This is a genomic window from Pseudomonas sp. DG56-2 (genome assembly GCF_004803755.1).
GTDB lineage: Bacteria > Pseudomonadota > Gammaproteobacteria > Pseudomonadales > Pseudomonadaceae > Aquipseudomonas > Aquipseudomonas auratipiscis.
In genome coordinates, this window is the sequence record NZ_CP032311.1 from 2,781,053 (window position 1) to 2,800,947 (window position 19,895).

20 protein-coding genes and 2 pseudogenes are annotated in these 19,895 nt (G+C 57.3%); 8 read left to right on the top strand and 14 right to left on the bottom strand.

Annotated elements, in window-relative coordinates; genetic code table 11:
* Positions 1-21: 21 nt before the first annotated feature.
* Positions 22-312: a muconolactone Delta-isomerase gene (catC, locus tag D3Z90_RS12555; protein WP_136476101.1), complete on the bottom strand. Its 291-nt coding sequence runs from the start codon at positions 310-312 to the stop codon at positions 22-24.
* 15 nt (positions 313-327) lie between these two features.
* Positions 328-1,449, bottom strand: coding sequence for a muconate cycloisomerase family protein (locus tag D3Z90_RS12560; protein ID WP_136476102.1), 1,122 nt, complete (start codon positions 1,447-1,449; stop codon positions 328-330).
* A 136-nt stretch (positions 1,450-1,585) separates the two neighbouring features.
* Between D3Z90_RS12560 and D3Z90_RS12565 the strand changes: the two genes are divergently transcribed.
* Positions 1,586-2,464, top strand: a complete 879-nt coding sequence (locus D3Z90_RS12565; RefSeq protein WP_136476103.1) for a LysR family transcriptional regulator — start codon at positions 1,586-1,588, stop codon at positions 2,462-2,464.
* 46 nt (positions 2,465-2,510) lie between these two features.
* On the opposite strand, the gene D3Z90_RS12570 is transcribed toward D3Z90_RS12565, so the two are convergent.
* The gene (locus tag D3Z90_RS12570; RefSeq protein WP_136476104.1) at positions 2,511-3,545 is read right to left on the bottom strand and encodes an ABC transporter substrate-binding protein; all 1,035 of its coding nucleotides are present in this window, start codon (positions 3,543-3,545) and stop codon (positions 2,511-2,513) included.
* A gap of 77 nt (positions 3,546-3,622) precedes the next feature.
* Positions 3,623-4,396, bottom strand: coding sequence for a class II aldolase/adducin family protein (locus D3Z90_RS12575; protein ID WP_136476105.1), 774 nt, complete (start codon positions 4,394-4,396; stop codon positions 3,623-3,625).
* Positions 4,397-4,568: 172 nt separating this feature from the next.
* On the opposite strand from D3Z90_RS12575, the gene D3Z90_RS12580 reads away from it, so the two are divergent.
* Entirely contained in the window at positions 4,569-5,969 is a 1,401-nt protein-coding gene (locus tag D3Z90_RS12580) for a PLP-dependent aminotransferase family protein (RefSeq protein ID WP_136476106.1), read from the top strand.
* A 187-nt stretch (positions 5,970-6,156) separates the two neighbouring features.
* A pseudogene (locus D3Z90_RS27365) lies at positions 6,157-6,267 on the top strand (DNA mismatch repair protein MutT); the annotation flags it as partial.
* A 47-nt stretch (positions 6,268-6,314) separates the two neighbouring features.
* On the opposite strand, the gene D3Z90_RS26800 reads toward D3Z90_RS27365, so the two are convergent.
* Positions 6,315-6,452 (bottom strand): hypothetical protein, encoded by a 138-nt coding sequence (locus tag D3Z90_RS26800; protein WP_168198464.1) that lies wholly within the window; start codon positions 6,450-6,452, stop codon positions 6,315-6,317.
* Between the two features lie 263 nt (positions 6,453-6,715).
* Between D3Z90_RS26800 and D3Z90_RS12590 the strand changes: the two genes are divergently transcribed.
* From D3Z90_RS12590 to D3Z90_RS12600, 3 genes are read left to right on the top strand one after another with little or no spacing between them, the layout of a single operon-like run.
* Positions 6,716-7,243 (top strand): CinA family protein, encoded by a 528-nt coding sequence (locus tag D3Z90_RS12590; protein ID WP_136476107.1) that lies wholly within the window; start codon positions 6,716-6,718, stop codon positions 7,241-7,243.
* Entirely contained in the window at positions 7,230-7,736 is a 507-nt protein-coding gene (locus tag D3Z90_RS12595; RefSeq protein WP_136476108.1) for a hypothetical protein, read from the top strand. Before D3Z90_RS12590 ends, D3Z90_RS12595 begins: the two co-directional genes overlap by 14 nt.
* A gap of 9 nt (positions 7,737-7,745) precedes the next feature.
* Positions 7,746-8,189, top strand: a complete 444-nt coding sequence (locus D3Z90_RS12600) for a DUF421 domain-containing protein (RefSeq protein WP_136476109.1) — start codon at positions 7,746-7,748, stop codon at positions 8,187-8,189.
* 252 nt (positions 8,190-8,441) lie between these two features.
* On the opposite strand, the gene D3Z90_RS12605 is transcribed toward D3Z90_RS12600, so the two are convergent.
* From D3Z90_RS12605 to D3Z90_RS12620, 4 genes are all read right to left on the bottom strand, one after another.
* Positions 8,442-9,404, bottom strand: a complete 963-nt coding sequence (locus tag D3Z90_RS12605; protein WP_136476110.1) for a bifunctional GNAT family N-acetyltransferase/nucleoside diphosphate kinase regulator — start codon at positions 9,402-9,404, stop codon at positions 8,442-8,444.
* 93 nt (positions 9,405-9,497) lie between these two features.
* The gene (locus tag D3Z90_RS12610; protein ID WP_136476111.1) at positions 9,498-10,817 is read right to left on the bottom strand and encodes an aspartate aminotransferase family protein; all 1,320 of its coding nucleotides are present in this window, start codon (positions 10,815-10,817) and stop codon (positions 9,498-9,500) included.
* Positions 10,814-11,881, bottom strand: a complete 1,068-nt coding sequence (locus D3Z90_RS12615; protein WP_136476112.1) for a phosphotransferase — start codon at positions 11,879-11,881, stop codon at positions 10,814-10,816. Before D3Z90_RS12615 ends, D3Z90_RS12610 begins: the two co-directional genes overlap by 4 nt.
* Before the next feature lie 57 nt (positions 11,882-11,938).
* Positions 11,939-12,970 carry a polyamine ABC transporter substrate-binding protein gene (locus D3Z90_RS12620; protein WP_136476113.1) on the bottom strand — a complete coding sequence of 344 codons (1,032 nt, stop codon included), beginning with the start codon at positions 12,968-12,970 and terminating at the stop codon, positions 11,939-11,941.
* A gap of 184 nt (positions 12,971-13,154) precedes the next feature.
* On the opposite strand from D3Z90_RS12620, the gene D3Z90_RS12625 reads away from it, so the two are divergent.
* Positions 13,155-13,889: an SDR family NAD(P)-dependent oxidoreductase gene (locus D3Z90_RS12625; protein WP_136476114.1), complete on the top strand. Its 735-nt coding sequence runs from the start codon at positions 13,155-13,157 to the stop codon at positions 13,887-13,889.
* A 67-nt stretch (positions 13,890-13,956) separates the two neighbouring features.
* Positions 13,957-14,625 carry a GntR family transcriptional regulator gene (locus tag D3Z90_RS12630; protein WP_136476115.1) on the top strand — a complete coding sequence of 223 codons (669 nt, stop codon included), beginning with the start codon at positions 13,957-13,959 and terminating at the stop codon, positions 14,623-14,625.
* Positions 14,626-14,744: 119 nt separating this feature from the next.
* Here D3Z90_RS12630 and D3Z90_RS12635 read toward each other — a convergent pair.
* The 5 genes and pseudogenes from D3Z90_RS12635 to D3Z90_RS12655 all read right to left on the bottom strand — a co-directional run.
* Positions 14,745-14,993, bottom strand: a pseudogene (locus tag D3Z90_RS12635) (DUF1993 family protein); the annotation flags it as partial.
* Between the two features lie 22 nt (positions 14,994-15,015).
* The gene (locus tag D3Z90_RS12640) at positions 15,016-16,272 is read right to left on the bottom strand and encodes an OprD family porin (RefSeq protein WP_136476116.1); all 1,257 of its coding nucleotides are present in this window, start codon (positions 16,270-16,272) and stop codon (positions 15,016-15,018) included.
* Between the two features lie 47 nt (positions 16,273-16,319).
* A complete protein-coding gene (locus D3Z90_RS12645) occupies positions 16,320-17,057 on the bottom strand; it encodes a sulfite exporter TauE/SafE family protein (RefSeq protein WP_256658362.1) in 738 nt (245 codons plus the stop codon).
* Entirely contained in the window at positions 17,054-18,451 is a 1,398-nt protein-coding gene (locus D3Z90_RS12650) for an amidohydrolase family protein (protein ID WP_168198465.1), read from the bottom strand. Before D3Z90_RS12650 ends, D3Z90_RS12645 begins: the two co-directional genes overlap by 4 nt.
* Positions 18,452-18,472: 21 nt before the next feature.
* Positions 18,473-19,822, bottom strand: coding sequence for a uracil-xanthine permease family protein (locus D3Z90_RS12655; RefSeq protein WP_136476118.1), 1,350 nt, complete (start codon positions 19,820-19,822; stop codon positions 18,473-18,475).
* Between the last annotated feature and the right edge of the window lie 73 nt (positions 19,823-19,895).

Consider the following 19,895-nt stretch of genomic DNA (forward strand, 5'->3'; position numbering starts at 1 on the left):
ATTTATTGTTTTAGCAACGGTTCAGCGATCGTCAGCGTGAATGGAAGACGGATGACGGCACAGGCCGTCAATCTCGATGTTCATGTACGGGAACAATGGCAACTGCGTTAACGTGTCATGCAATGCTTCAACACTGGGTAGATCAAATACGCTGTAGTTGGCGTAGTGCCCGGCAATACGCCACAGGTGGCGCCAGGTGCCTTCTTGTTGCAGGCGCAGGGCCAATTCCTTTTCATCGGCCTTGAGTTTGGCAGCGGTGTCCGGGGCCATATCGGTGGGCAGTTTTACCGTCATCTTTACGTGAAAAAGCATCGGTGGTTCCCTCTATCAGCGGCGAACGAAGCGCGCCACGCGCTCTTCATCCAAAGTCAGGCCCAAGCCCGGGGTGCGCGGTACATGCAGGTGGAAATCGCGATACAGCGGCGCTTCAGTGACGATTTCTTCGGTGAGCAACAACGGGCCAAAGAGCTCGGTGCCCCAGGTCAGTTGGTTCAACGTGATAAAGGCATGGGCCGAGGCCAGCGTGGCAACGCTGCCTTCGAGCATGGTGCCGCCGTACAGGGCGATGCCTGCGGCTTCGGCGATATGCGCGGTGCGCAACACGGCACGTGGCCCGCCGTTTTTGGCGATTTTCAAGGCGAAGATGCTGGCCGCGCCGTCGATGGCGAGGCTCAGCGCGTCCTCAACGCATTCGATGGATTCATCGGCCATGATCGGTGCCGGGCTGACGCGACTAAGGTGCACCTGCCCTGCTCTGTTGTTGCGTGAGATCGGTTGTTCGATCAAATCGATGCCGTTATCGCCGAGCACCCGGCAAGCACGTACTGCCTGAGATATGTTCCAGTACTGGTTGACGTCGACCCGCACGCTGGCGCGCTCGCCCAAGGCCTTTTTGATCGCAATGACATGAGCCAGATCGATGTCGACCGGGTTGGCGCCAATCTTCAGCTTGAAGATGCGATGACGACGCAGGTCGAGCATCTGCTCGGCTTCGGCAATGTCGCGGGCGGTGTCGCCAGAGGCCAACGTCCAAGCCACTTCGAGACTGTCACGCACACGGCCGCCGAGCAGTTCGCTGACCGGCAACCCAAGCCGCTTGCCTTGAGCGTCGAGCAACGCGCTTTCGATACCCGACTTGGCGAAGGTATTGCCCTTGGCGAGTTTGTCCAGTTTGAGCATGGCCGCATTGATGTTGTCTGCCGGCATGCCGACCAATGCCGGAGCTAGGTGTGCATCGATGTTGGTCTTGATGCTTTCCGGGCTTTCGTAGCCGTACGCCAGTCCGCCAATGGTGGTGGATTCACCAATGCCTTCGACCCCATCACTGCAGCGCAAACGCAGGATTACCAGGGTTTGCTGCTGCATGGTATGCATCGCCAGCTTGTGCGGGCGGATGGTCGGCAGGTCGACGATCAAAGCGTCAAGGCTTTCGATTATGGCGTTTGTCATTGTTCGAGTGTCCCGTCAATTGAGGCGCAGCTGGCTAGCTTAATACAATATATTTCACTTGATTATTCAAGCATTGCACGAGAACCTGACCGGCGTCCAATATCAAAAAAATCTGCCACCATACCCAGGAGGTCTGATGGAGCTTCGCCACCTTCGCTACTTCACGGTTTTGGCCGAAACCCTTAATTTCACCCGCGCCGCCGAACTTCTTCACATGGCTCAGCCGCCTCTGAGTCGACAGATCAGTCAACTGGAGGAACAAGTGGGGACGTTGTTGGTAGAGCGCGAACGGCCGCTACGTCTGACCGAAGCCGGGCGCTATTTGTACGAGCACACCTGCACCCTGCTTGGGCAACTGCAAACCATCAGCGATAACACCCGGCGCATTGGCGAACGCAAGCGCCAATGGCTGGGGATAGGCTTTGCGCCGTCCACGTTATATGCCGATTTGCCTGAGCTGATTCGTGCGCTGCGCAGCGACGAGGGCCTGGAATTGGGGCTGAGCGAGATGACCACCGTGCAACAGGTAGAGGCGCTGAAAAGCGGTCGGATCGACATCGCTTTTGGCCGTATTCGCATTGACGACCCAGCGATCTATCAGCAGGTACTGCGTGAAGATCCCCTAGTGGCGGTGCTTCCAAGTGGCCATGCGTTGGCAGGCAAGGCTCTAGCGCTGGAACAACTGGCTAAAGAGCCCTTCGTCCTTTACCCGGCCAACCCGCGGCCTAGCTACGCCGACCACGTACTGGCCTTGTTTGCGCAACATGGCATGAGCATCAAGGTCAGTCAGTGGGCCAATGAGTTGCAGACGGCGATCGGGCTGGTAGCGGCAGGCCTGGGGGTTACCTTGGTACCCTCCTCGGTTCAGCAGCACCGCACCGGGGTCGAATACGCCGCCCTGCTCGACCCCAGTGCTGTCAGCCCGATTATCCTCAGTCGCCGCACCGGTGATGTCAGCCCGATTGTTCAGCGCTGCTTGGCACTGGTGGAGCGAGAATCCAGCGCCTCCAGTTGACGACCAAGGCATTGTGATGCGTTTCGAACCCTCGCCCACCTTCGCATCAGTTAGCTTTAGCCACCCAGGCATTGAACCGCTGCTCAAGCTCTTCTCCATGATCAACCCAGAACTCATTGTTCATGGGGATTGCCTGCGCCAGGTTAGCGGGGGCCGAGTTCAGACGTGCTGCCATGGCTGGATCGAGAAGTGATGCGGTGTGCAGGTTGGTCGAGCCATAGCCAAGCTTTACGGTATGGATTTTCTGGTTTTCCGGGCGTAGGGAAAACTCGATGAACTGTTCGGCGACCGCCTTGTTCTTGCTGCCCTTTGGAATCGCCCAGGAGTCAATGGCATAGATGCTCCCCTTCCAGACGATCTGCACCGGCGCTCCTGATTCTTGGGCAGAGAACACACGACCATTGAACGCAGTGCTCATCACCACATCGCCACTGGCGAGGAATTGCATTGGCTGCGCGCCAGCCTCCCACCATTGAATGCTGGATTTGATCTGATCGAGTTTATTGAATGCGCGATCGACCCCTTCTTTGGTGCCCAACACCGTATAGATATCGGAATAGTCCACGCCATCGGCCATCAAGGCAATTTCCAGGGTGTATTTGGCGCCCTTGCGCAGACTGCGTTTACCGGGAAACTTCTGGGTATCCCAGAAATCATTCCAACCGGTCGGTGCAGCGCTCAACTTCTCGCTGTTGTAAGCCATCGCCATCGACCAGATCAACAAGCCAGCGCCACAGTCCGATAGTGTGCCGGGCACGAAGTCTTCCTCTTTACCCAGTTTCGCCATGTCCAGTTGCTCAAACATCCCTTCTTCGCAGCCGCGTATCAGTTCCGGCGCTTCGACCTGCACGATGTCCCAATTGACGCTGTTGGTATCGACCATGACTTTGATCCGGCCCATCTCGCCGTTGTACTCACCAGCGATCACCTTGTTGCCGGTGGCCTTCTCAAACGGTTTATAGAAAGCCTCCGATTGCACATCTTTACTTACGCCGCCGAACGAGATCACTGTTATCTCGTCGGCCATGGAACTCGACGCCATGGCGGCGAGCAACAAGGTTCCAATAGCTTTGTTTTTCATTTCTAGCCCTTAGGATTGTTAGTTTTGGCAGATATGCACGGCAAGGTAATAGCTTCGCGGTGATCGGTTGTCGCCTGTCAGCTGCGGTAATCTACGGGATCATTGGCGATCAGGCGCAGTGCTGAGTTCCAAGCAAGTTGATGCAGTTGTTGGTCGATCTCGTCATCGGACTGTTGGGCAGTCAATTCACAGACCGCCTCTGTCGGGAAGCGCAACGCTTGTCCGCCAGCGAGTGCCTGCACCTGAGCCTGGCAAGCGCGCTCAAGGAAGTAAATCTGATTGAAGGCTTCGGCGATGCTGCCGCCAGTTGCAAGCAACCCATGATTGCGCAGGATCATCGCCATGTGCGGGCCCAAGTCGGCAACCAAGCGGGCGCGCTCGTCGGGGTTTAACGAGATACCTTCATAGGTGTGGTAACCCAGGCGCCGGTAGAACTTCAGGGCATGCTGACTGATCGGCAATAGCCCTTGCTCTTGTGCAGATACGGCGATACCCGCTGAGGTATGGGTGTGCACCACGCAATCGATATCCGGACGCGCCGCATGAATCGCCGAGTGGATATTGAAACCGGCGCGGTTGACACTATCGGGACCGCGCCACGGGTCTACTACATTGCCCTCATGGTCAATTTTGATCAAATCCGAAGCACGCATTTCGTGGAACAGTACCCCATAGCAATTGATCAGGAAGTGTCCTTCCTCGCCTGGCACCCTGGCGGAAATGTGCGTGTCGATCAGGTCGGTCATGCGAAAGTGCGCGAGCAACCGATACAGTGCCGCCAGGTCACAGCGGGTTTTCCACTCTTCAGGGGAGATCTTGCTACGGTCTATTTTCAGGAGGGTATCGTGCATGGCGGATCCAGGTTCGTGATATGTTCTGCTGATAAATCGATCGGCTATGGCCCGATCTTGCCGCAGCACCCTACTGGCGGCCATACACAGGAAATGCCGTTGGCTGGCATCACTGTTATGGTCTTTTTACCGGTACACGTGCCTGCCCATGCCCTGCTTGAGCGAAAGTTTTATGATGTTCCTGAACCCCAGTTCCCAGGCGCCGCTGGTTAGCCAGATCGTTGCGGGCATAAGCTTGGCGATCAAACAACAACAGCTTCGCCCTGGCAGCAAGTTGCCCTCGATCCGCAGGCTCTCGCAATCGCACAATGTCAGCCACTTCACCGTGGTCGAGGCCTACGATCGACTGGTTGCGCTGGGTTTATTGAAAGCCGTACCCAATGCGGGTTTCTACGTACGGGAGCCGGCGGATAGCGTTATCGGCGAGGCGCCATGCGAGACAGCCGCCCCTGACTACGCGTTTGATTTCGACGCACATCTGCTATTGCAGCGAGTCTTCCAACCAATGGGTATGGAAGTCCGTCCTGGTGTTGGGCTGCTTCCTGAACAGTGGACGGACGACGATGGCCTGCAACGCAGCCTGCGGATCCTGGCTCGCAGCGCGCCCAGCAGTTTCTCCGGATACGGCATTGCCAAAGGCAGCGCAAAGCTGCGCAGCAAGCTGGCCGAGAAACTGGCGGATAGCCAGATTGCCGCCCACCCCGAACAAATCATGCTGACCAGCGGCGCCAGCCAAGCCCTGGACCTGGTAGTGCGCTATCTAGTGCACTGCGGCGACAGCGTGCTGGTCGACGAGCCGGGCTATCACAATCTTTTTCTAAACCTGCATCTACAAGGTGCCAAGCTCCTGGGCGTGCCGCGCACTCGTGATGGCATCGATCTGCTACAGCTTGAGCGATTGATCGTTCAGCATCGGCCAAAGGTGTTCTTCACCAACACCCGCCTGCAATGCCCGACCGGCACCAGCTTGTCGCTTGCGGTCGCCCATCGCCTGCTACAACTGGCAGAGAAGTATGATTTCCTGATCGTCGAGAACGATATCTATGCTGATCTTGACCCAAGCGGCCAGCAGGCGCTGGCCGGGATGGATCAGCTGTCGAGGGTGATTTACATTGCCAGCTTTTCCAAAGCCATAGCCCCGGCATTGCGAGTGGGCTTCATCGCTGCCCATCAGGAACTGATCGAAGAGTTACTGCCGTTAAAATTGGTCAGTGGCCTCACAAGCTCGGAAATAACAGAAGAGCTGGCCCTTGAAGTGTTGCTGCAAGGGCGCCATCGCAAACACGTCAAACAGCTGCAAAGCTATCTGGCCGAGGCCCATGACAGCGTCGCTCGACGCCTGCGCAGTGTGGGCATGGAGCTATTTGTCGAACCACGGGCAGGCCTGTTCTTGTGGGCGCGACACCCACAGGTCGTTGACTCCACGGCACTGGCCATGAAGGCCAAGGAAGAAAAAATCCTCCTCGCCCCTGGGCAATTGTTCATGCCGGATACCCGCGTACTGCCATGGATTCGCTTCAATGTGGCCCATTCGATGGATGAACGAATCTATCGCTTTCTTGGCAACATCTGACCAGTTTGGATCGATAAAGAGACCTCGAACAGTCCGCTCAAACGGTTTGCGGCCCGACCCGCGCAAAACTCCAACCGACACATGCAGTGCCGAGGAATCCCTTTGAGTCCCCAGCGACTTTTAGTCCTCGAAGCATTGAACTTTTAGTCTCTTGCACAGGCCATCTGCTCATGTAGGAGAAACCGTCATGAACCCATCGAAAGAGTTGCATGCGACCATTATCTGCTTGCAAGAAGGAAGGATTCTGTTCGTGCGCAAGGAGGCTCCCGAATGGTCTCTACCGGGTGGCAAAATTGAGTCACTAGCGGGCCTGCTTTACCCCGAATAGTTCTACCGCAGATGAGCTCAGCGCTGAGCGGCAAGAACTAGCAAAAGGGTGCGGTGAGTGGCTTCAGGATTTGCGCTGCCCGTCTTTTCTAGCCGTTTTCTGCGCAGTCGAATCATGCGCAGTTCCAGACGAACCATCCGGTCGATGAGCATCATTGTCACGCTCTTGTTCGCCATTCGTTGGGGGTGGTGCTCCTGTTTTCGCCTGACCTTCATTGTGCTTTTTCATTGTCTGCCCTACCCCTCTTCAGTGTTCCGCTGACAACGGAGGGAACCCATCCGCTTGTACTTACACAGATGTCCAGACGAGCAACAAAGTTCATATCAGCGACGTTCATATCGGCGACCAAGCTGAATGGGTTGAACCATTTGCCAACAAATTACGTCCACCGCAAAAGCTCCCTCGAGTCCATAACGAAATGGCATGCGATCCCGTAATGGCAGTGCTCGACTATCTCAAAGACCACCACCTGGTGCTCACCACTGCGGAGTCCTGTACAGCGGGGTGCATGGTTGCATTGCTGGCCGCCTGCCCGGGTACAGGAGAGGTATTGGAAAGCGGCTATGTCGTCTATTCCCCTTCTGCCAAGAAGCGTCTGCTAGGGGTAAATCCTGAGACAATCGAGCGTTATGGACTGACCAGCGAGGCGGTAGCCGGGGAAATGTCTGTAGGGGCGTTGATGGACAGCGATGCCAACGTCGCTGTTGCAACTACCGGGGTGGCCGGGCCTGCCCCTGAATCTGGAGTTTTGCCCGGCACCCTGTGTTTTGCCTGGGCGTTTGCCGGCGAGCCCATCGCAGTGTTTACGCATACTCAGCGTTTTTTCGGGGAACGCTCGGAGGTTATGCAGGCAGGTGCTCTCTATGGGCTGACCCAGCTGACTCACTATCACGAGCGCTGGCTCCGCGAGCGCACACCTGAGGGGAATGGCAATGACGGACGATGAGCACGTCTCCATGCACCATCCCGTTCAGGAAGACATGAATATGCAGCGACGCGTCTGGCGCTTCGAACGAGCAGGTTGGTATGTGCTCGTGATCATTTTACTGCTGGGTTTGGCCGGTCTGTTTGGCAACGGCCCCCTCAGCGATGCTCAGGTCATGAGCGAGGATGGCCGGCTGCTGGTGGAATATCAACGGCTCAGTCGCAGCGGAACCACTGACAGCTTGCGTATCACGGTACGTGGTAGGGCCCAAGAACCAATCATGCTGCAACTCGGTGGCTCCTTACTGCGTGAAGCCAGCATTGAGACCATTCAACCAGCGCCGCAAGTGTCGCGCTCTCAGGGCAAGGCCATCTTGCTCCAGCTGGGTTCCAGCGAGGATGGTAGTGCCACGCTCTACCTGACGTTACGCAGCGAATACGTGGGCACGCTTGAAGGCGTGGTCATGGCAGGCCCATCCAGCGTTGTCCGCTTCTCCACCTTTCTGTTCCCTTAGGAGCACGCAATGGATTCGATCCTCCGTGCAGCAGGAATGTACCTGGCATTGATGCTGCTGTTTCGCGTGGCTGGCAGGCGCTCACTTGCCGACCTTACCACCTTCGATTTCGTGCTGTTGCTGATCATCGGCGAGGCGACTCAGCAGGCGTTACTGGGCGACGACTTCTCGTTTATCAACGCGATGCTGGTGATCTCGACACTGATTGTCCTGGATGTCGGCCTGTCGCTCGCAAAACTTAACTCCAAGCGTTTGGCGCGGCTGCTAGACGGCCATGCGACCTTGGTCGTCGAGCATGGACGTTTTTTGCACCACCGTATGCGAAGAGCACGCCTGACGGAAGATGACATCCTTGAATCGGCGCGTGACAGCCAAGGAATCGAAAAAATAGAGCAGATCAAATTTGCCATTATCGAGCGTAACGGGAAGATCTCAGTGATAGCCGAAGAATAATCCCCGAATACCAATCATCGTCGCAATCGACCCCTATTCGCTAGGCTCTGTGTGAAAAGCCTTGATACTCGGTGATGCTGCGTTGAAAACAGCCTCGGAATGCTCATTTACAACCCGTAAACTCCGCTTCCTCGGCTGTTTTCGCCTTGCCTGACCTTCGTCTCAAGACTTTTCACACAGACCCTAAAGCGTTCACTCAACGCGCCATGTCCTTCATGTTCATGGCGCGTCATTCACTGAGTCAAGGGCGCATTACAAATGGAAGTCGCCCGCAGCCTCCGGCTGGTACAGCACTTTCCTGATTTCAATCCGGCGGGTTCGATCAGAAATCCGCCACTCGATGGCGTCTCCTTCCTGATAGCCCAGGATGGCGGCGCCGATGTCGGAACACACCGAATGCTTGCCGGCGCTGCTGTCTGCGTCTTCTGGGTAGACCAAGGCCACTTCCATCTCTTCGTCATCCAGTTGCAGCAAGGCCCTGGAATTCATCGTGACCACATTGCGCGCCACTTGCTGCGGTTTGACGACAATGGCGCGCTCAAGCTCATGTTCGAGTTCAACAACGGTCGGGCCTTGCTCCAGCACAATCAGACTCTCGAGCCTGGCCTTGTCGATTTCAGTGATGTAGATCCCCGTGGCGTCGCCAACGGCACCTTCGCGCAAGAACTGCAGGTAGCGTCCTGCGGTCATGGCAAATGACTTCAATGTCGGCGTTTCGCTTTCAAGCAGAAAGCCGCTGCGCACGAAGGCTTTCAGCGAGCGCGCGTTGTCCGGGTGGATCTTGGCGATGAGCTTCTCGGAGCGCATGTCGAGGAAGGCCAGTTTCATGCCTTCGCGGATCGTGCGGGCACCAAGGTTTCGGCCCCATTTGTCGCTGTCGCCAATGACCAGGACGATCTCGCAGTTCGCGCCGGTCTTGATGAGACGGACAAAGCCCACCGGGGCATCATGCCTATCATAGGCCATGAAGAAGCGGCCACCCCGGTTGAATAAATGGGTCAGGATCGGTAGTTGAGTCCGATCGATGACGTGCTCAATGGAGCGGGAAACATCACGCGAATCGCTCAGGTAACAGGTGACGCGTTCATCTTCCAACCAATCTTTCAACGTCAGCGCGTGTGCCCGAGTAATTTCAGGGCACAGCGAAATGAAAGGCTTGTTCATCTTCACCACACTTATTTGTAAAGGATGAAAGCCCTTCATGGCTGTGGCCATGACGGTTCTTTCGGCAACCGGCTATCTTAAGCCATAACGCCAGTAATGCCGAATATCAGGTGGAAAGGATTGAGACTCGGACTGTGTCAGCAGTCAATCGAGCCCTTGCACGGCGACATCGACGGCATCGATAAGAATTTGCGCGTGCTCCTGCGTAAACGCCAATAGCGGTCGTATCTTGAGTACGTTTTCGAGCGGGCCAGCGGCACTTATCAATACCCCTTGTTCACGCATCGAGTTGACGACCTTGCGGGCCTGTTCAGCTGCGGGTTTCTTCGTCGCACGGTCGGTGACCAGTTCAACACCGAGAAACATGCCAGCCCCCCTGACGTCACCGATCACTTCATGGCGCTGCGTAAGCTTGGTCAGGCCGTCCAGCAGGTAGATACCAATGTCATGTGATCGCTGCTGGAGCTGTTCGTCGCGAATGACGTCCAGGACAGCCTGGCCTGCCGCACACGAGACCGGGTTGCCTCCAAAGGTATTGAAATAACGCATGTTTTTTCCGAAGTGGTCGATTACCTCAGCGCGTCCAACGATACCGGCAATGGGTTGACCATTACCCATGGGCTTCCCGAGCGTGACAATGTCCGGACGCACGTTGTGCCTCGAATAACCCCACATGTTCAGACCGGTACGCGCAAAGCCTGGCTGCACCTCGTCGGCGATATACATCATTCCTTCTGCTTGGGCCAACGCCACACCTTCTGCAAGGAAGCCCGCCGGCCCTGGCAATACGCCGTCGCTGGCGAAGATGCCATCCAGCAAAATGGCTGCGGGACGGATACCGTGCGCTTTCAAGTCATCGATCGCCGCACGTACATCCGCGGCGAAAGTCGCCGCCACGTTTTCAGCGCCCAAACGGTAAGCGTCCGGCGCGCGAACGGTCCGGACATGCGCCGGTAGCACCATGGCACTACCCAGCGACGGCGAAAGCTCGGCGATATCTCCAGTGACACCGTGGTAGGCAAATCGGGTAATGATGACGCCGGTACCGCCCGTGAACTGCTTGGCGATCCGAAGTGCGAGGTCATTCGCTTCACTGCCGGTACAGGTGAACATGACGCGGTCCAGATCGCCAGAGAATGTGCCCAGCAACTGCTCGGCATAATCGAGAATACCCTCCTGCAAGTAGCGGGTATGTGTATTCAACTGCAGCGACTGCTTGTACATAGCCTCGACCACCCGTGGATGGCAGTGACCAATGGACGCGACGTTGTTATAGGCATCCAGATAACGACGGCCCTGCTTGTCGTAGAGCCAAACGCCCTCCCCTCGAACGGTATGCAGCGGTCGCTCGTAGAAAAGACGGTACGCTGGGCCGAGCAGACGCTCGCGGCGTTCGATCAGGCGTCGTTCAGTGTCGCAAAGCCGGGTTGCGTCCTCTTTAGTAAAACCGTTGACCATGCTCATGCTTGGACCTCACGTAGACACGCTGAACAGATTCGATCTTCGATTTCAGATCGAGACAGCGACGCCATTGCATTCAAATTTGCCCACGCACGTTGGGCGTTTCGAAGGATGTATTCACGATTTTCCGGATGCAGTTCGGCGCGCCATGAATTGATGCACAGGGCCAATGCCAAGCGCGTGGCCAACAGTTCCGGCAGTAGTGCCATTTCTTCTTGAGCAAGCGGATTGTGTTGGTGGTAAGCGCCAATGACATCCAGCGCCGGCTCGAGAACATCGCCGACCGGTCCAAGGTGGTATGACGCGGCAACCGCTACTTCATTGACCAAGGGCGCGTACACCATATCGCCGAAATCAAGGATGCTGCGCAGGACATCAGGCTGCTCGGGATCAACGATGATATTGTGCGGGTTCATGTCATTGTGAATGACTTGCTTGCGCAGTCCGGGGACCTGCGGCAATACGACGAACGCGTACCGATCAAGACTCTGCTCGACCAAACTTCGCCCCTGACCCGGCTCGATGTGAGCCAGCAGCGGTCGAAGGTGCGCGGCATGCTGCATGTCCCAGAGCAGAGCATGCCCGGCGGCTGGATGAGTGAAACCTTCGAGCGCTACGTCTAGCCGGGCAATGGACTGCCCAATCACTCGGCGAAACGCCGTCGTGGTGCGATTCACGCGGTGAAGTGGCAGTCCCTCTTCAAAAGACATGAGTCGGGCCAGCATGTGCTGCCCATCAACCTCAACCAAGGTCGCATACTGGCCTCGAAGCGACGGATACACGCGTTGAACCGGAAGTTTCGGATCTCGAAGCGCGATTCTTCGCATTGCCTGGTTGTGAAAGTCGACCACGTCGGGGTTCTCAAGCGGATGAGAAAGCTTGAACAAACGAGAGGATCCGTCCTCGAGGAGCAGGCGAAAATTGAGGTCGCGCTCTCCTCCCAGTTTTTCCAGCTTGCCGCATAAGCCAAAGTGCTGCTCGAGCACTGCGCACGCCTGTGCGTCTGTGACCTGCGCTGGGGCAGCTTCTAGCAGGCTGTCATCGACAGCCAAATTTTCAAGTAGCATGACTCGCGTCCTCATCCGGCTTGCTAATGGCGCCCCGAGCTTGCGGGGCGCCATCTATCACTTATTGACCCACGCGTTGAATCGCTCCTCCAGATCTTCACCATGATCGATCCAGAACTCGGCGTCAGTAGCCCGGGCGTTTTTCAGGTTTTCGGGTGCAGTCGGAAGCTTTTCGCCCACTTGCTTATCTACCAGGCTCATCGCGTTTGTATTGCTGGGCCCATAGGGAATCGCTTCGACGAAATTCTTCTGTTGAACAGGCTCACTGGCAAATGCGATGAAGCGCTCTGCCAATTCCTTTTTATTTGAACCTTTCACGATCGCCCAGTGGTCGAGGTCGTAAAGGCTGCCATTCCATTGCATTGCAAATGACTGGCCTTCTTCTTGAGCAGAGGTAACACGACCGTTGTAGGCGGAGGTCATGACCACGTCACCGGCGACCAGCCATTGCAGGGGTTGCGCGCCGGAGTCCCACCATTGGATGTGGGGTTTGATTTCGTCGAGTTTTTTGAAAGCGCGTTGTACACCCGCTTCAGTGCCGAGAAGTTCATAGACATCCTGGTTGCTTACCCCGTCAGCGAGCAGCGCGAACTCCAAGGTGAATTTCGCTCCGCGGCGAAGACCGCGTTTTCCGGGATACTTCTTCATGTCCCAAAAGTCTGCCCAACCTTGCGGGCTGCTGGCGAGCTTTTTGGGATCATAGGTAAGTACCGTCGACCAAATGAATATGCCGACACCACAGTCGCTGACTGCGGCAGGAAGGAAATCCTCCTTGTTGCCTATCCGGCTCCAGTCCAATGGCTCGAACAAGCCTTCACTGCAACCGCGGATCAGCTCGGGAGATTCAACCTCGACAACATCCCAACTGGTTTTGCCGGTGTCGGCCATCACCTTGATCTTGGCCATTTCGCCATTGTAGTCATCCGCCGTGATGGTCGTGGCGCTCTTGGCCGCGAAGGGCTTGTAGAACGCTTTTTCCTGAGCCTGGCGATTATTCCCGCCAAAAGAAACCACGGTCAGCTTTTCAGCGGCATTCAGTGGTCCTGCAATTACGCCAAGCAAAAGTACAGCTGCGATTTTCTTATTCATGCGTCTCTCCAGGTCAGCTACGGGTCGTGGGCAGCTTTAAAGGGATGGCAGTTTTCTTGTAGTGGCAGCAATCGAATGAATGTACGGCTCCCCTGTTGGGGACAGAATCCATTAAAACACATAATAAATATGATGCATCATATTTTGATCTACACTCATCCCCACCAACGAAAGGGATCTCCTCATGACCGACCAACGTACTTTGCTTCTCACCGGTGCCAGCCGGGGCATTGGCCACGCAACCGTGAAATATTTCAGTGCCGCGGGTTGGCGAGTGTTTACCGCCTCGCGGCAAGATCTGGGCGAAGGCTGCCCGTGGGCTGAAGGCCTGGCCAACCATATTCACCTTGATCTGGGCAACGTCGAGGAGGTCCAGAACAGACTCGCAGAAATCAGGGAGAAGCTCGGTGGCCGACTGGATGCGTTGGTTAACAATGCCGGCATGTCACCCAAAGGAACAGAGGGCGAACGACTAGGGGTTTTGGAATCGGACTATGCGACCTGGCTGAACGTTTTCAATGTGAACATCTTCTCGACAGCACTGCTGGCCCGCGGGCTTTTCGAGGAGCTCAAGACAGCCAGAGGCTCGGTTATCAACGTAACCTCGATTGCGGGTTCGCGCGTTCATCCGTTTGCAGGTGTCGCTTACGCCTGCTCGAAAGCCGCGCTATCGGCCCTCACCCGGGAGATGGCACATGATTTCGGACCGCACGGTGTTCGTGTCAACGCGATCGCGCCCGGGGAAATCGATACCTCTATCTTGTCCGCCGGCACCGAACTGATCGTTGAGCGATCGATCCCTATGAAACGCATGGGCAAGCCCGAGGAAGTCGCCGCGCTGGTGCATTTTCTCTGCACCAACGGCGCTTCGTACATCAATGGTGCAGAAATCCACGTAAACGGTGGGCAACATGTTTGAGTTACTCGATAATCGCTGCCGGTAGCCTCCCCTATCCAGTCGGGCATGTGCCGCATACGAGTACGCGATGAATTACCCCATTGAGCACCTGAAACACTCATACCTTGGCAGCGGCATCTATGGCTTGCTTCGGGAAGCCTTGATTACCGGCCGCTTCCAGCCCAATGACCGGCTTCGCATACGTGACCTTGCTGAGCAATTGGGGACGAGTGTCACACCTGTACGGGACGCCATTCTTCAACTGGCGAAGGAGCAGGCGCTGGTTCTCAAGACACCGAGGGACATTCGCGTCCCGGTACTGACGTCCAAGCAGTACCTGGAGATCCGAAGCATCCGGCTTTCGCTCGAAGGATTGGCAGCCGAGACCGCCGCATCGTTAGCGACCCCGCAGCAATTGGTGCAGTTGGAAACCTGCATTCAAAACAATCTCGTAGCGATCAAAGACAATGACATGAAGGCAGCATTGACCTTCAATCACCAGTTTCACTTCAGCTTGACGGAAATCGCTGACATGCCGGTACTGACCAGCTTGCTGGACGGCTTATGGATGCGTACGGGGCCGCTCATTGCTCGCGCCTATGGGAGCTTCAATGAACGCATGGCAATTGATCATCACTGGGACGTACTCGATGCACTGAAAAAACGCGATGGCGCCGGCGCTCGCCAAGCGATCTGCAGCGACATTCTTGATGGAAGCCAGAAAATGCTGGAATACGTGCAACTGGAGCACGATTGAATTTCAAGCAGCAAGACCCGTGTGCGCCAACCATCCGTATGTCGAAGGCGACGCACACCACGGGTCTCGCAGCAGACGTATAAAACGTCAGCCTCGCTCAATCCCGGGCGAGCCCTGGGTCAGAATGCGCCCATGAAATCGCGCTTGCCGATTTCCACGCCGTTATGGCGCAGAATCGCGTAGGTGGTGGCGTGGAAGAAGAATTGCGGCAGGCCATAGGTCAGCAGGTAGCTCTGGCCGGTAAAGCGTTTTTCTTTCGGCGTGCCTGGACGGGTGATGATTTCACGGCCTTCCTGGCCATCGATCCGGGCCGGTTCAATACTGGCGATGAACGCCTGGACCTTACTTAGCAGCAGTTTCAGGTCGGCAAGTGCGTCTGCGACCAAACCGCTAAAAAAGCTCAACCGGCAAACTCAGAATCAATCGATTCTCGGTAAAGTCATTCAGGCCAAAATCTCGCCCCACTTCGGCGTTGATCCAACGCAGGCTAAGCCCCTTGAGTTGACGGAACTGAAAGGTGTACGTCAGCCCCACATCACGCTCCCACTCGCGGCCATTGGTTGTCTCGGCGCTGTTGATATGGTCGCCGTGGGTGTAGCGCATCAATAGCGTCAAGCCCGGTATGCCCAACGCGGCAAAGTTATAGTCATAACGCAGTTGCCAGGAGCGTTCGTTGGCGTAAACAAAGGTGTTGGCGAACATGTCGTTAGCCAGGGTGCTGCCCAGCGAGCGGTCAATGGTGATCCAGCCGTCCTCACCGTACATGCGCTGCAGTCCAAGGTAAAAACGGTGCCCACCATGGGCGGCAGACAACAATAGTGAGGCGGCCTGGTTGTCCAGCTTTCCGGCCAGCGAGCGACCTGTGTCGCGAGTATCGAATGCGCCCAGCACGCCGCCCACTGTCCAGGCGCCAAGCGGCTGGTAGTGAGCGAGGCTGTAATAGTTCTGACGGTAGACGTTCTCAAGCTCCGCCGTCCACAGTCCCAGCGCCGAATCCTTGCCAAGGCTGTATTCACCCCCTGCGTAGGTGAATCGGTCAGAGGTCGCGCTGGCAACGCTGCGGCCGCTGACCGACGGGTACAGGTCTTCGCTGTCTGCGGCACTGCGCGGGCTGAAGCTGTGGATGTGGCCAGCATGCAGGGTCAGGTGAGCAAACTCTTTGGAGCTCAACATAACGCCTTGAAAGGTCTGCGGCAGCAAACGGCCGTCGTTGAAACGCAGGATGGGTACCTCGGGTAATAGCTCCCCCAGACGCAGTTCGGTATGCGACAGGCGCAGCTTGGCGGTCAGGCCCAACCTTCCATAACTACCCGGCGCGCGGCCATCGTCATGGTCGTAGGGCAGCAGTTCGGTTGCGGTGCGGTCTGGACTGCTGTCCAGCTTCATGCCCACAAGACCCAGCACGTCCAGGCCCAGGCCCACAGGGCCCGGGGTGTAGCCGGAGGTGCCTTTGACGATAAAGCCCTGGGCCCATTCCCGGCGCTGGCTTTGCACCGCACCACTGTCACTGTAGTCGCGGTCGAAGTAATAGTTGCGCAGCAATACCGTGGCCTTGCTGTCATCAATCAAGCCAGCATCAACCACAGCGGACCAGGCAGACGTGCACAGCAGTGCCGCCCGGGTAATCGGGTTGTTCAAAGCAAACATGGCGAATTCCTTTTTTGTACTTGTTGTGGAATGCGATGGGGTGTTGCTTATTGCACCAGCAGAAGCGCCCCGGAGACGAAGGCGAAAATGAGCACGAAGCGGCGCAGCCTCGTCTCGTTGATCAGATGGCGAGCCCAGTGGCTGGCAACCACACCCAGCGCCAGAGGCACACACAAGGCCAACACGGGTGAGACCTGCTCGGTGTTCAAATGCCCGCCCATGGCCAATACCACCAGTGAGATCACCTCGCCCACTAAAAAACACAGGGCCACAGAACCTCGCAGCGTGGCGACTGGCGAGTGCTGGTACACCAGAGCGAGCGGCGGGCCGCCTACCCCGGTAGCTGTTTCAGTGATGCCGGTGATCACCCCGGTCGAGATCAACGCCCGGCGCCCGGGGATGAAAGACGGCGCCATCCAGGTGGCCAGGCAGGCGGCGATTGTCGACAGCCCGATAAGCAGGTTGAGCTGTGAAATCGGCAGTATCAACAGAATCCAGACACCGCCAAAAGTGCCGGCGAAACGCCCCAGGGTGATCCACGAGCTGCCTCTGAAATCGATAGCGCTACGCTCGCGCCAGGCAACCGCGGCGTTGAGCGGCAGCATCAAGATCAACAAGCTGACGGGCAAGGACTCCGGCGCCAGCAATCCCATTACCGGCGCCACGATCAGTGCGAAGCCCATGCCCGTCGTACCCTGGATAAGCGCACCGCAGGCCACGGCTACGGCAATGATATACAGCGGGTCGAATGGTAGATTCATCGTTATCGGGTTCCAGATCGTCATGCCACAATCGGCAAAGGGTGCACTTTATGGATGGGAGCCTGGTCGACGACGCTACGCGCCAAGGCATCGACCCGGCGCATCAGGTCACGTGCATCCCAGTCGGTGGGCCAGCCTTGCCAAAGGCGGACCTTACCCTGCACCACCACAGCCTGGATCTGATCGCGGTTGGCGAGCCTGACCAAGTCCCAGGGCAGGTTCCACGATGGCAGCAACTCGGGTACCGCCAGGTCCACCAGGAGAAAATCTGCGGCTTTTCCCACCGCGACGCGCCCGGTCACCTTGCTCAGCCCCACCACGTCAGCGGCGTTCTGGGTGCCCATGTCCAGCCATAGCTGGCCACCGCCGCATACCGAATCACCTACCGGCAAACCATGGGCAAAGCGTTGCGCGGCTTCGGCATAATCGAGCAGGCGAAAGCCGTCGCCGCGTGTGCCGTCGGTGCCCAGTCCAAGCGCAATTCCCAGGCAGTGCATCAAGTGCGCCTGGGCAACGGCATTGCCTTTCCAGGCGCTCGCTACCGGGTTGTAACTTACGGCCGCGCCGCTATCACGCAGCAGACAGAGTTCGTTCGAGGTCAGCAGGGTTGCGTGGGCCAGCAGCGATCCGGGCCCCAGCGCGCCCGCCCGGTGCAGTTGCTCAAGTGGTCTTACCCCATATCGTTCAAGGGAACGCTCGACCGCGACCAGGTGTTCGTTGACATGGCTCTGGAACACCCTGCCCGCCTCATGGCACAAGCGGTATGCAGCGCCCAGGGTGCGGTCGGTAGCAATCTCGGGAATCGGGATCGCCAGCGACGGGATGATCAACGGGTCGTTGTCCCACGCTGCCAGGTGCTGCTCAGCCCTCGACAACACCTGGCGAGCGTCGAGGACGCGCTCGCCTTCCAGGTCGTTGCAGGTCTTGGCCAGCACGCAGCGTATGCCCACCTCGTGAACCGCCTGGGCAATGGCCTCCACGCCTTCCTTGGAGCGGGTGCCGGCATCGCACACGGTGGTGAAGCCGCCACGCAGCGATTCGAAGGCGGCCAGTTTACTGGTCAGGTAAAGCAGGTTGGTGTCCAACGAACCTTCGAGGGGAATCCATACACGACGGAAAATCTCAGACGGCTCGCCGAATACCAGACCTTTGCCAAAACTCTGGCTCAGGTGGTGATGGGTATCGATGAAGCCTGGCATCAACAGCTGATGTTCGAGCCGCAGCACGCCATGGTCGGGATAGCGCCCTTGCAGTAACGCCAGCGGTCCGACATCGACAAAGTGGCCATCGACAATGCGTACTGCATGATCACGACGTGGTCCTTCCGGCAACAGTAGCCAGTCGGGGGCCAGCAGTTGAGCGGGCGCAGTAAGGTGTTCCGGCGAAACCGCCAGGTGATTGCTAACAGTGCAGTTCATAGAAAAAGCCTTAGTGTGCGGTCAGGAATTGATCAGCTTGGTCTTGCCATCAACGGCGCTGTGATGCTGGCCAAGACAATGGAAAAGAAAGTTCATGACGGCCGCGGTCAGCGCGCCCATGGCCACGCCATTGCCGAGCAACCCGGCGACGCCGCTGGGAAACTGGCTGTAAACGCCAGGCACGAGAATCGGCAGCAACCCGACGGCCATGGCGATGGACACCACATACATGTTGCCGTGGTTGCGCAGGTCTACTTTGCGCAGCATGTCGATGCCCATGGTGCCGACGATCGCAAACACAATCAGGCTGGTACCGCCGACCACGGCTTCAGGTACGCCTTCGATCAACCGTGCCAGCGGTGCGAGCAACGCGAAGACCAGCAGCAATACGCCGGAAACAGCCGTCACATAGCGTGAGCGCACATGGGTGGCGCGGATCACGCCGATGTTTTCGCCGCTGGTGATGATCAGTGACGTACCCATGAAACCGCCGAGTATCGAGGTCACAGCGTCGCCGCGAATGGTCCGTACCACGTCTTTATGCACGTCGAGGGGTTTGTCGACTGCTTCGCTGATGGCCACGGTCTGGCCGGTGGCCTCAACCATCGACACCAGACAAAACAGCATCAGTGGAATCGAGGCGAAGACATCGAAGTGCGGCACGCCAAAGGGCATGAAGGTCGGCAGGCTCAGCAACGGATAGACACTCAGGCCGGTGCTGTCGAATGCGCCGATGGCGACCGCAAGCAAACTGCCACCGAGCAAGCCCAGCAGAATCGACAGCTGGCCCAGCGTGCCGCGCATCAGCCGCGCACAGAGGACGGTAATGGCGATGGTGGCAAAGGCCAAAAGCAGTTGCTGGGGTGCAGCAAAGTGTACGCTGCCAGGCGCACCGACAATCAACTGGCCCGACAGCTTGACCAGGTTAACGGCGACCAGCAGCAACATGGTGCCCACCACCACCGAAGGAAAAAACCGCAGCAGGCGACGGAACACTGGCAGCACCAGAAAATAGAAAACCCCGGTGAGGATCACCGCGCCCGATGCCGTAGCTACCCCGTTTTGCTGGGCGATCAGAATGAACAGCATGATCGGTGCGCCACCGGGCAGCATGATGAATGGCAAGCGCGCGCCACAGCCGCGCAACCCCAGTGACTGCAACAGCGTACCCAACCCGCAGACCAGAAAGGTGGCGCTGAGCAGTTGCAACGTCAGCTCACTGGAAAAGCCCAGCGCCGTGGCCATCAGGAACACCGACGCAATCGGCGATGCCGCCATCACCAGCACATGCTGGGCTCCAAACATCAGTAACTGGCGCCACGGCAGGCGCTCATCAACAGGGCAAACAAGCTTCTTTTCGATATCCGGCATATCCCACCTCGACCTGGACCGTCGGCGACAGCCCATTGAATTATTGTTATTTGGATCTGGACGAGCCTCGGTT

Excerpts from the sequence above, each read along its gene's own strand:
- D3Z90_RS12630 (WP_136476115.1), top strand. The coding sequence starts at position 13,957 with ATGAATTACCCCATTGAGCACCTGAAACACTCATACCTTGGCAGCGGC.
- D3Z90_RS12595 (WP_136476108.1), top strand. The coding sequence starts at position 7,230 with ATGACGGACGATGAGCACGTCTCCATGCACCATCCCGTTCAGGAAGAC.
- D3Z90_RS12605 (WP_136476110.1), bottom strand. The coding sequence starts at position 9,404 with ATGGCCACAGCCATGAAGGGCTTTCATCCTTTACAAATAAGTGTGGTG.
- D3Z90_RS12645 (WP_256658362.1), bottom strand. The coding sequence starts at position 17,057 with ATGACGATCTGGAACCCGATAACGATGAATCTACCATTCGACCCGCTG.
- D3Z90_RS12610 (WP_136476111.1), bottom strand. The coding sequence starts at position 10,817 with ATGAGCATGGTCAACGGTTTTACTAAAGAGGACGCAACCCGGCTTTGC.
- D3Z90_RS12620 (WP_136476113.1), bottom strand. The coding sequence starts at position 12,970 with ATGAATAAGAAAATCGCAGCTGTACTTTTGCTTGGCGTAATTGCAGGA.
- D3Z90_RS12625 (WP_136476114.1), top strand. The coding sequence starts at position 13,155 with ATGACCGACCAACGTACTTTGCTTCTCACCGGTGCCAGCCGGGGCATT.
- D3Z90_RS12655 (WP_136476118.1), bottom strand. The coding sequence starts at position 19,822 with ATGCCGGATATCGAAAAGAAGCTTGTTTGCCCTGTTGATGAGCGCCTG.
- D3Z90_RS12650 (WP_168198465.1), bottom strand. The coding sequence starts at position 18,451 with ATGAACTGCACTGTTAGCAATCACCTGGCGGTTTCGCCGGAACACCTT.
- D3Z90_RS12565 (WP_136476103.1), top strand. The coding sequence starts at position 1,586 with ATGGAGCTTCGCCACCTTCGCTACTTCACGGTTTTGGCCGAAACCCTT.
- D3Z90_RS12575 (WP_136476105.1), bottom strand. The coding sequence starts at position 4,396 with ATGCACGATACCCTCCTGAAAATAGACCGTAGCAAGATCTCCCCTGAA.
- catC (WP_136476101.1), bottom strand. The coding sequence starts at position 312 with ATGCTTTTTCACGTAAAGATGACGGTAAAACTGCCCACCGATATGGCC.
- D3Z90_RS12560 (WP_136476102.1), bottom strand. The coding sequence starts at position 1,449 with ATGACAAACGCCATAATCGAAAGCCTTGACGCTTTGATCGTCGACCTG.
- D3Z90_RS12600 (WP_136476109.1), top strand. The coding sequence starts at position 7,746 with ATGGATTCGATCCTCCGTGCAGCAGGAATGTACCTGGCATTGATGCTG.
- D3Z90_RS12640 (WP_136476116.1), bottom strand. The coding sequence starts at position 16,272 with ATGTTTGCTTTGAACAACCCGATTACCCGGGCGGCACTGCTGTGCACG.
- D3Z90_RS12580 (WP_136476106.1), top strand. The coding sequence starts at position 4,569 with ATGATGTTCCTGAACCCCAGTTCCCAGGCGCCGCTGGTTAGCCAGATC.
- D3Z90_RS26800 (WP_168198464.1), bottom strand. The coding sequence starts at position 6,452 with ATGATGCTCATCGACCGGATGGTTCGTCTGGAACTGCGCATGATTCGA.
- D3Z90_RS12590 (WP_136476107.1), top strand. The coding sequence starts at position 6,716 with ATGGCATGCGATCCCGTAATGGCAGTGCTCGACTATCTCAAAGACCAC.
- D3Z90_RS12615 (WP_136476112.1), bottom strand. The coding sequence starts at position 11,881 with ATGCTACTTGAAAATTTGGCTGTCGATGACAGCCTGCTAGAAGCTGCC.
- D3Z90_RS12570 (WP_136476104.1), bottom strand. The coding sequence starts at position 3,545 with ATGAAAAACAAAGCTATTGGAACCTTGTTGCTCGCCGCCATGGCGTCG.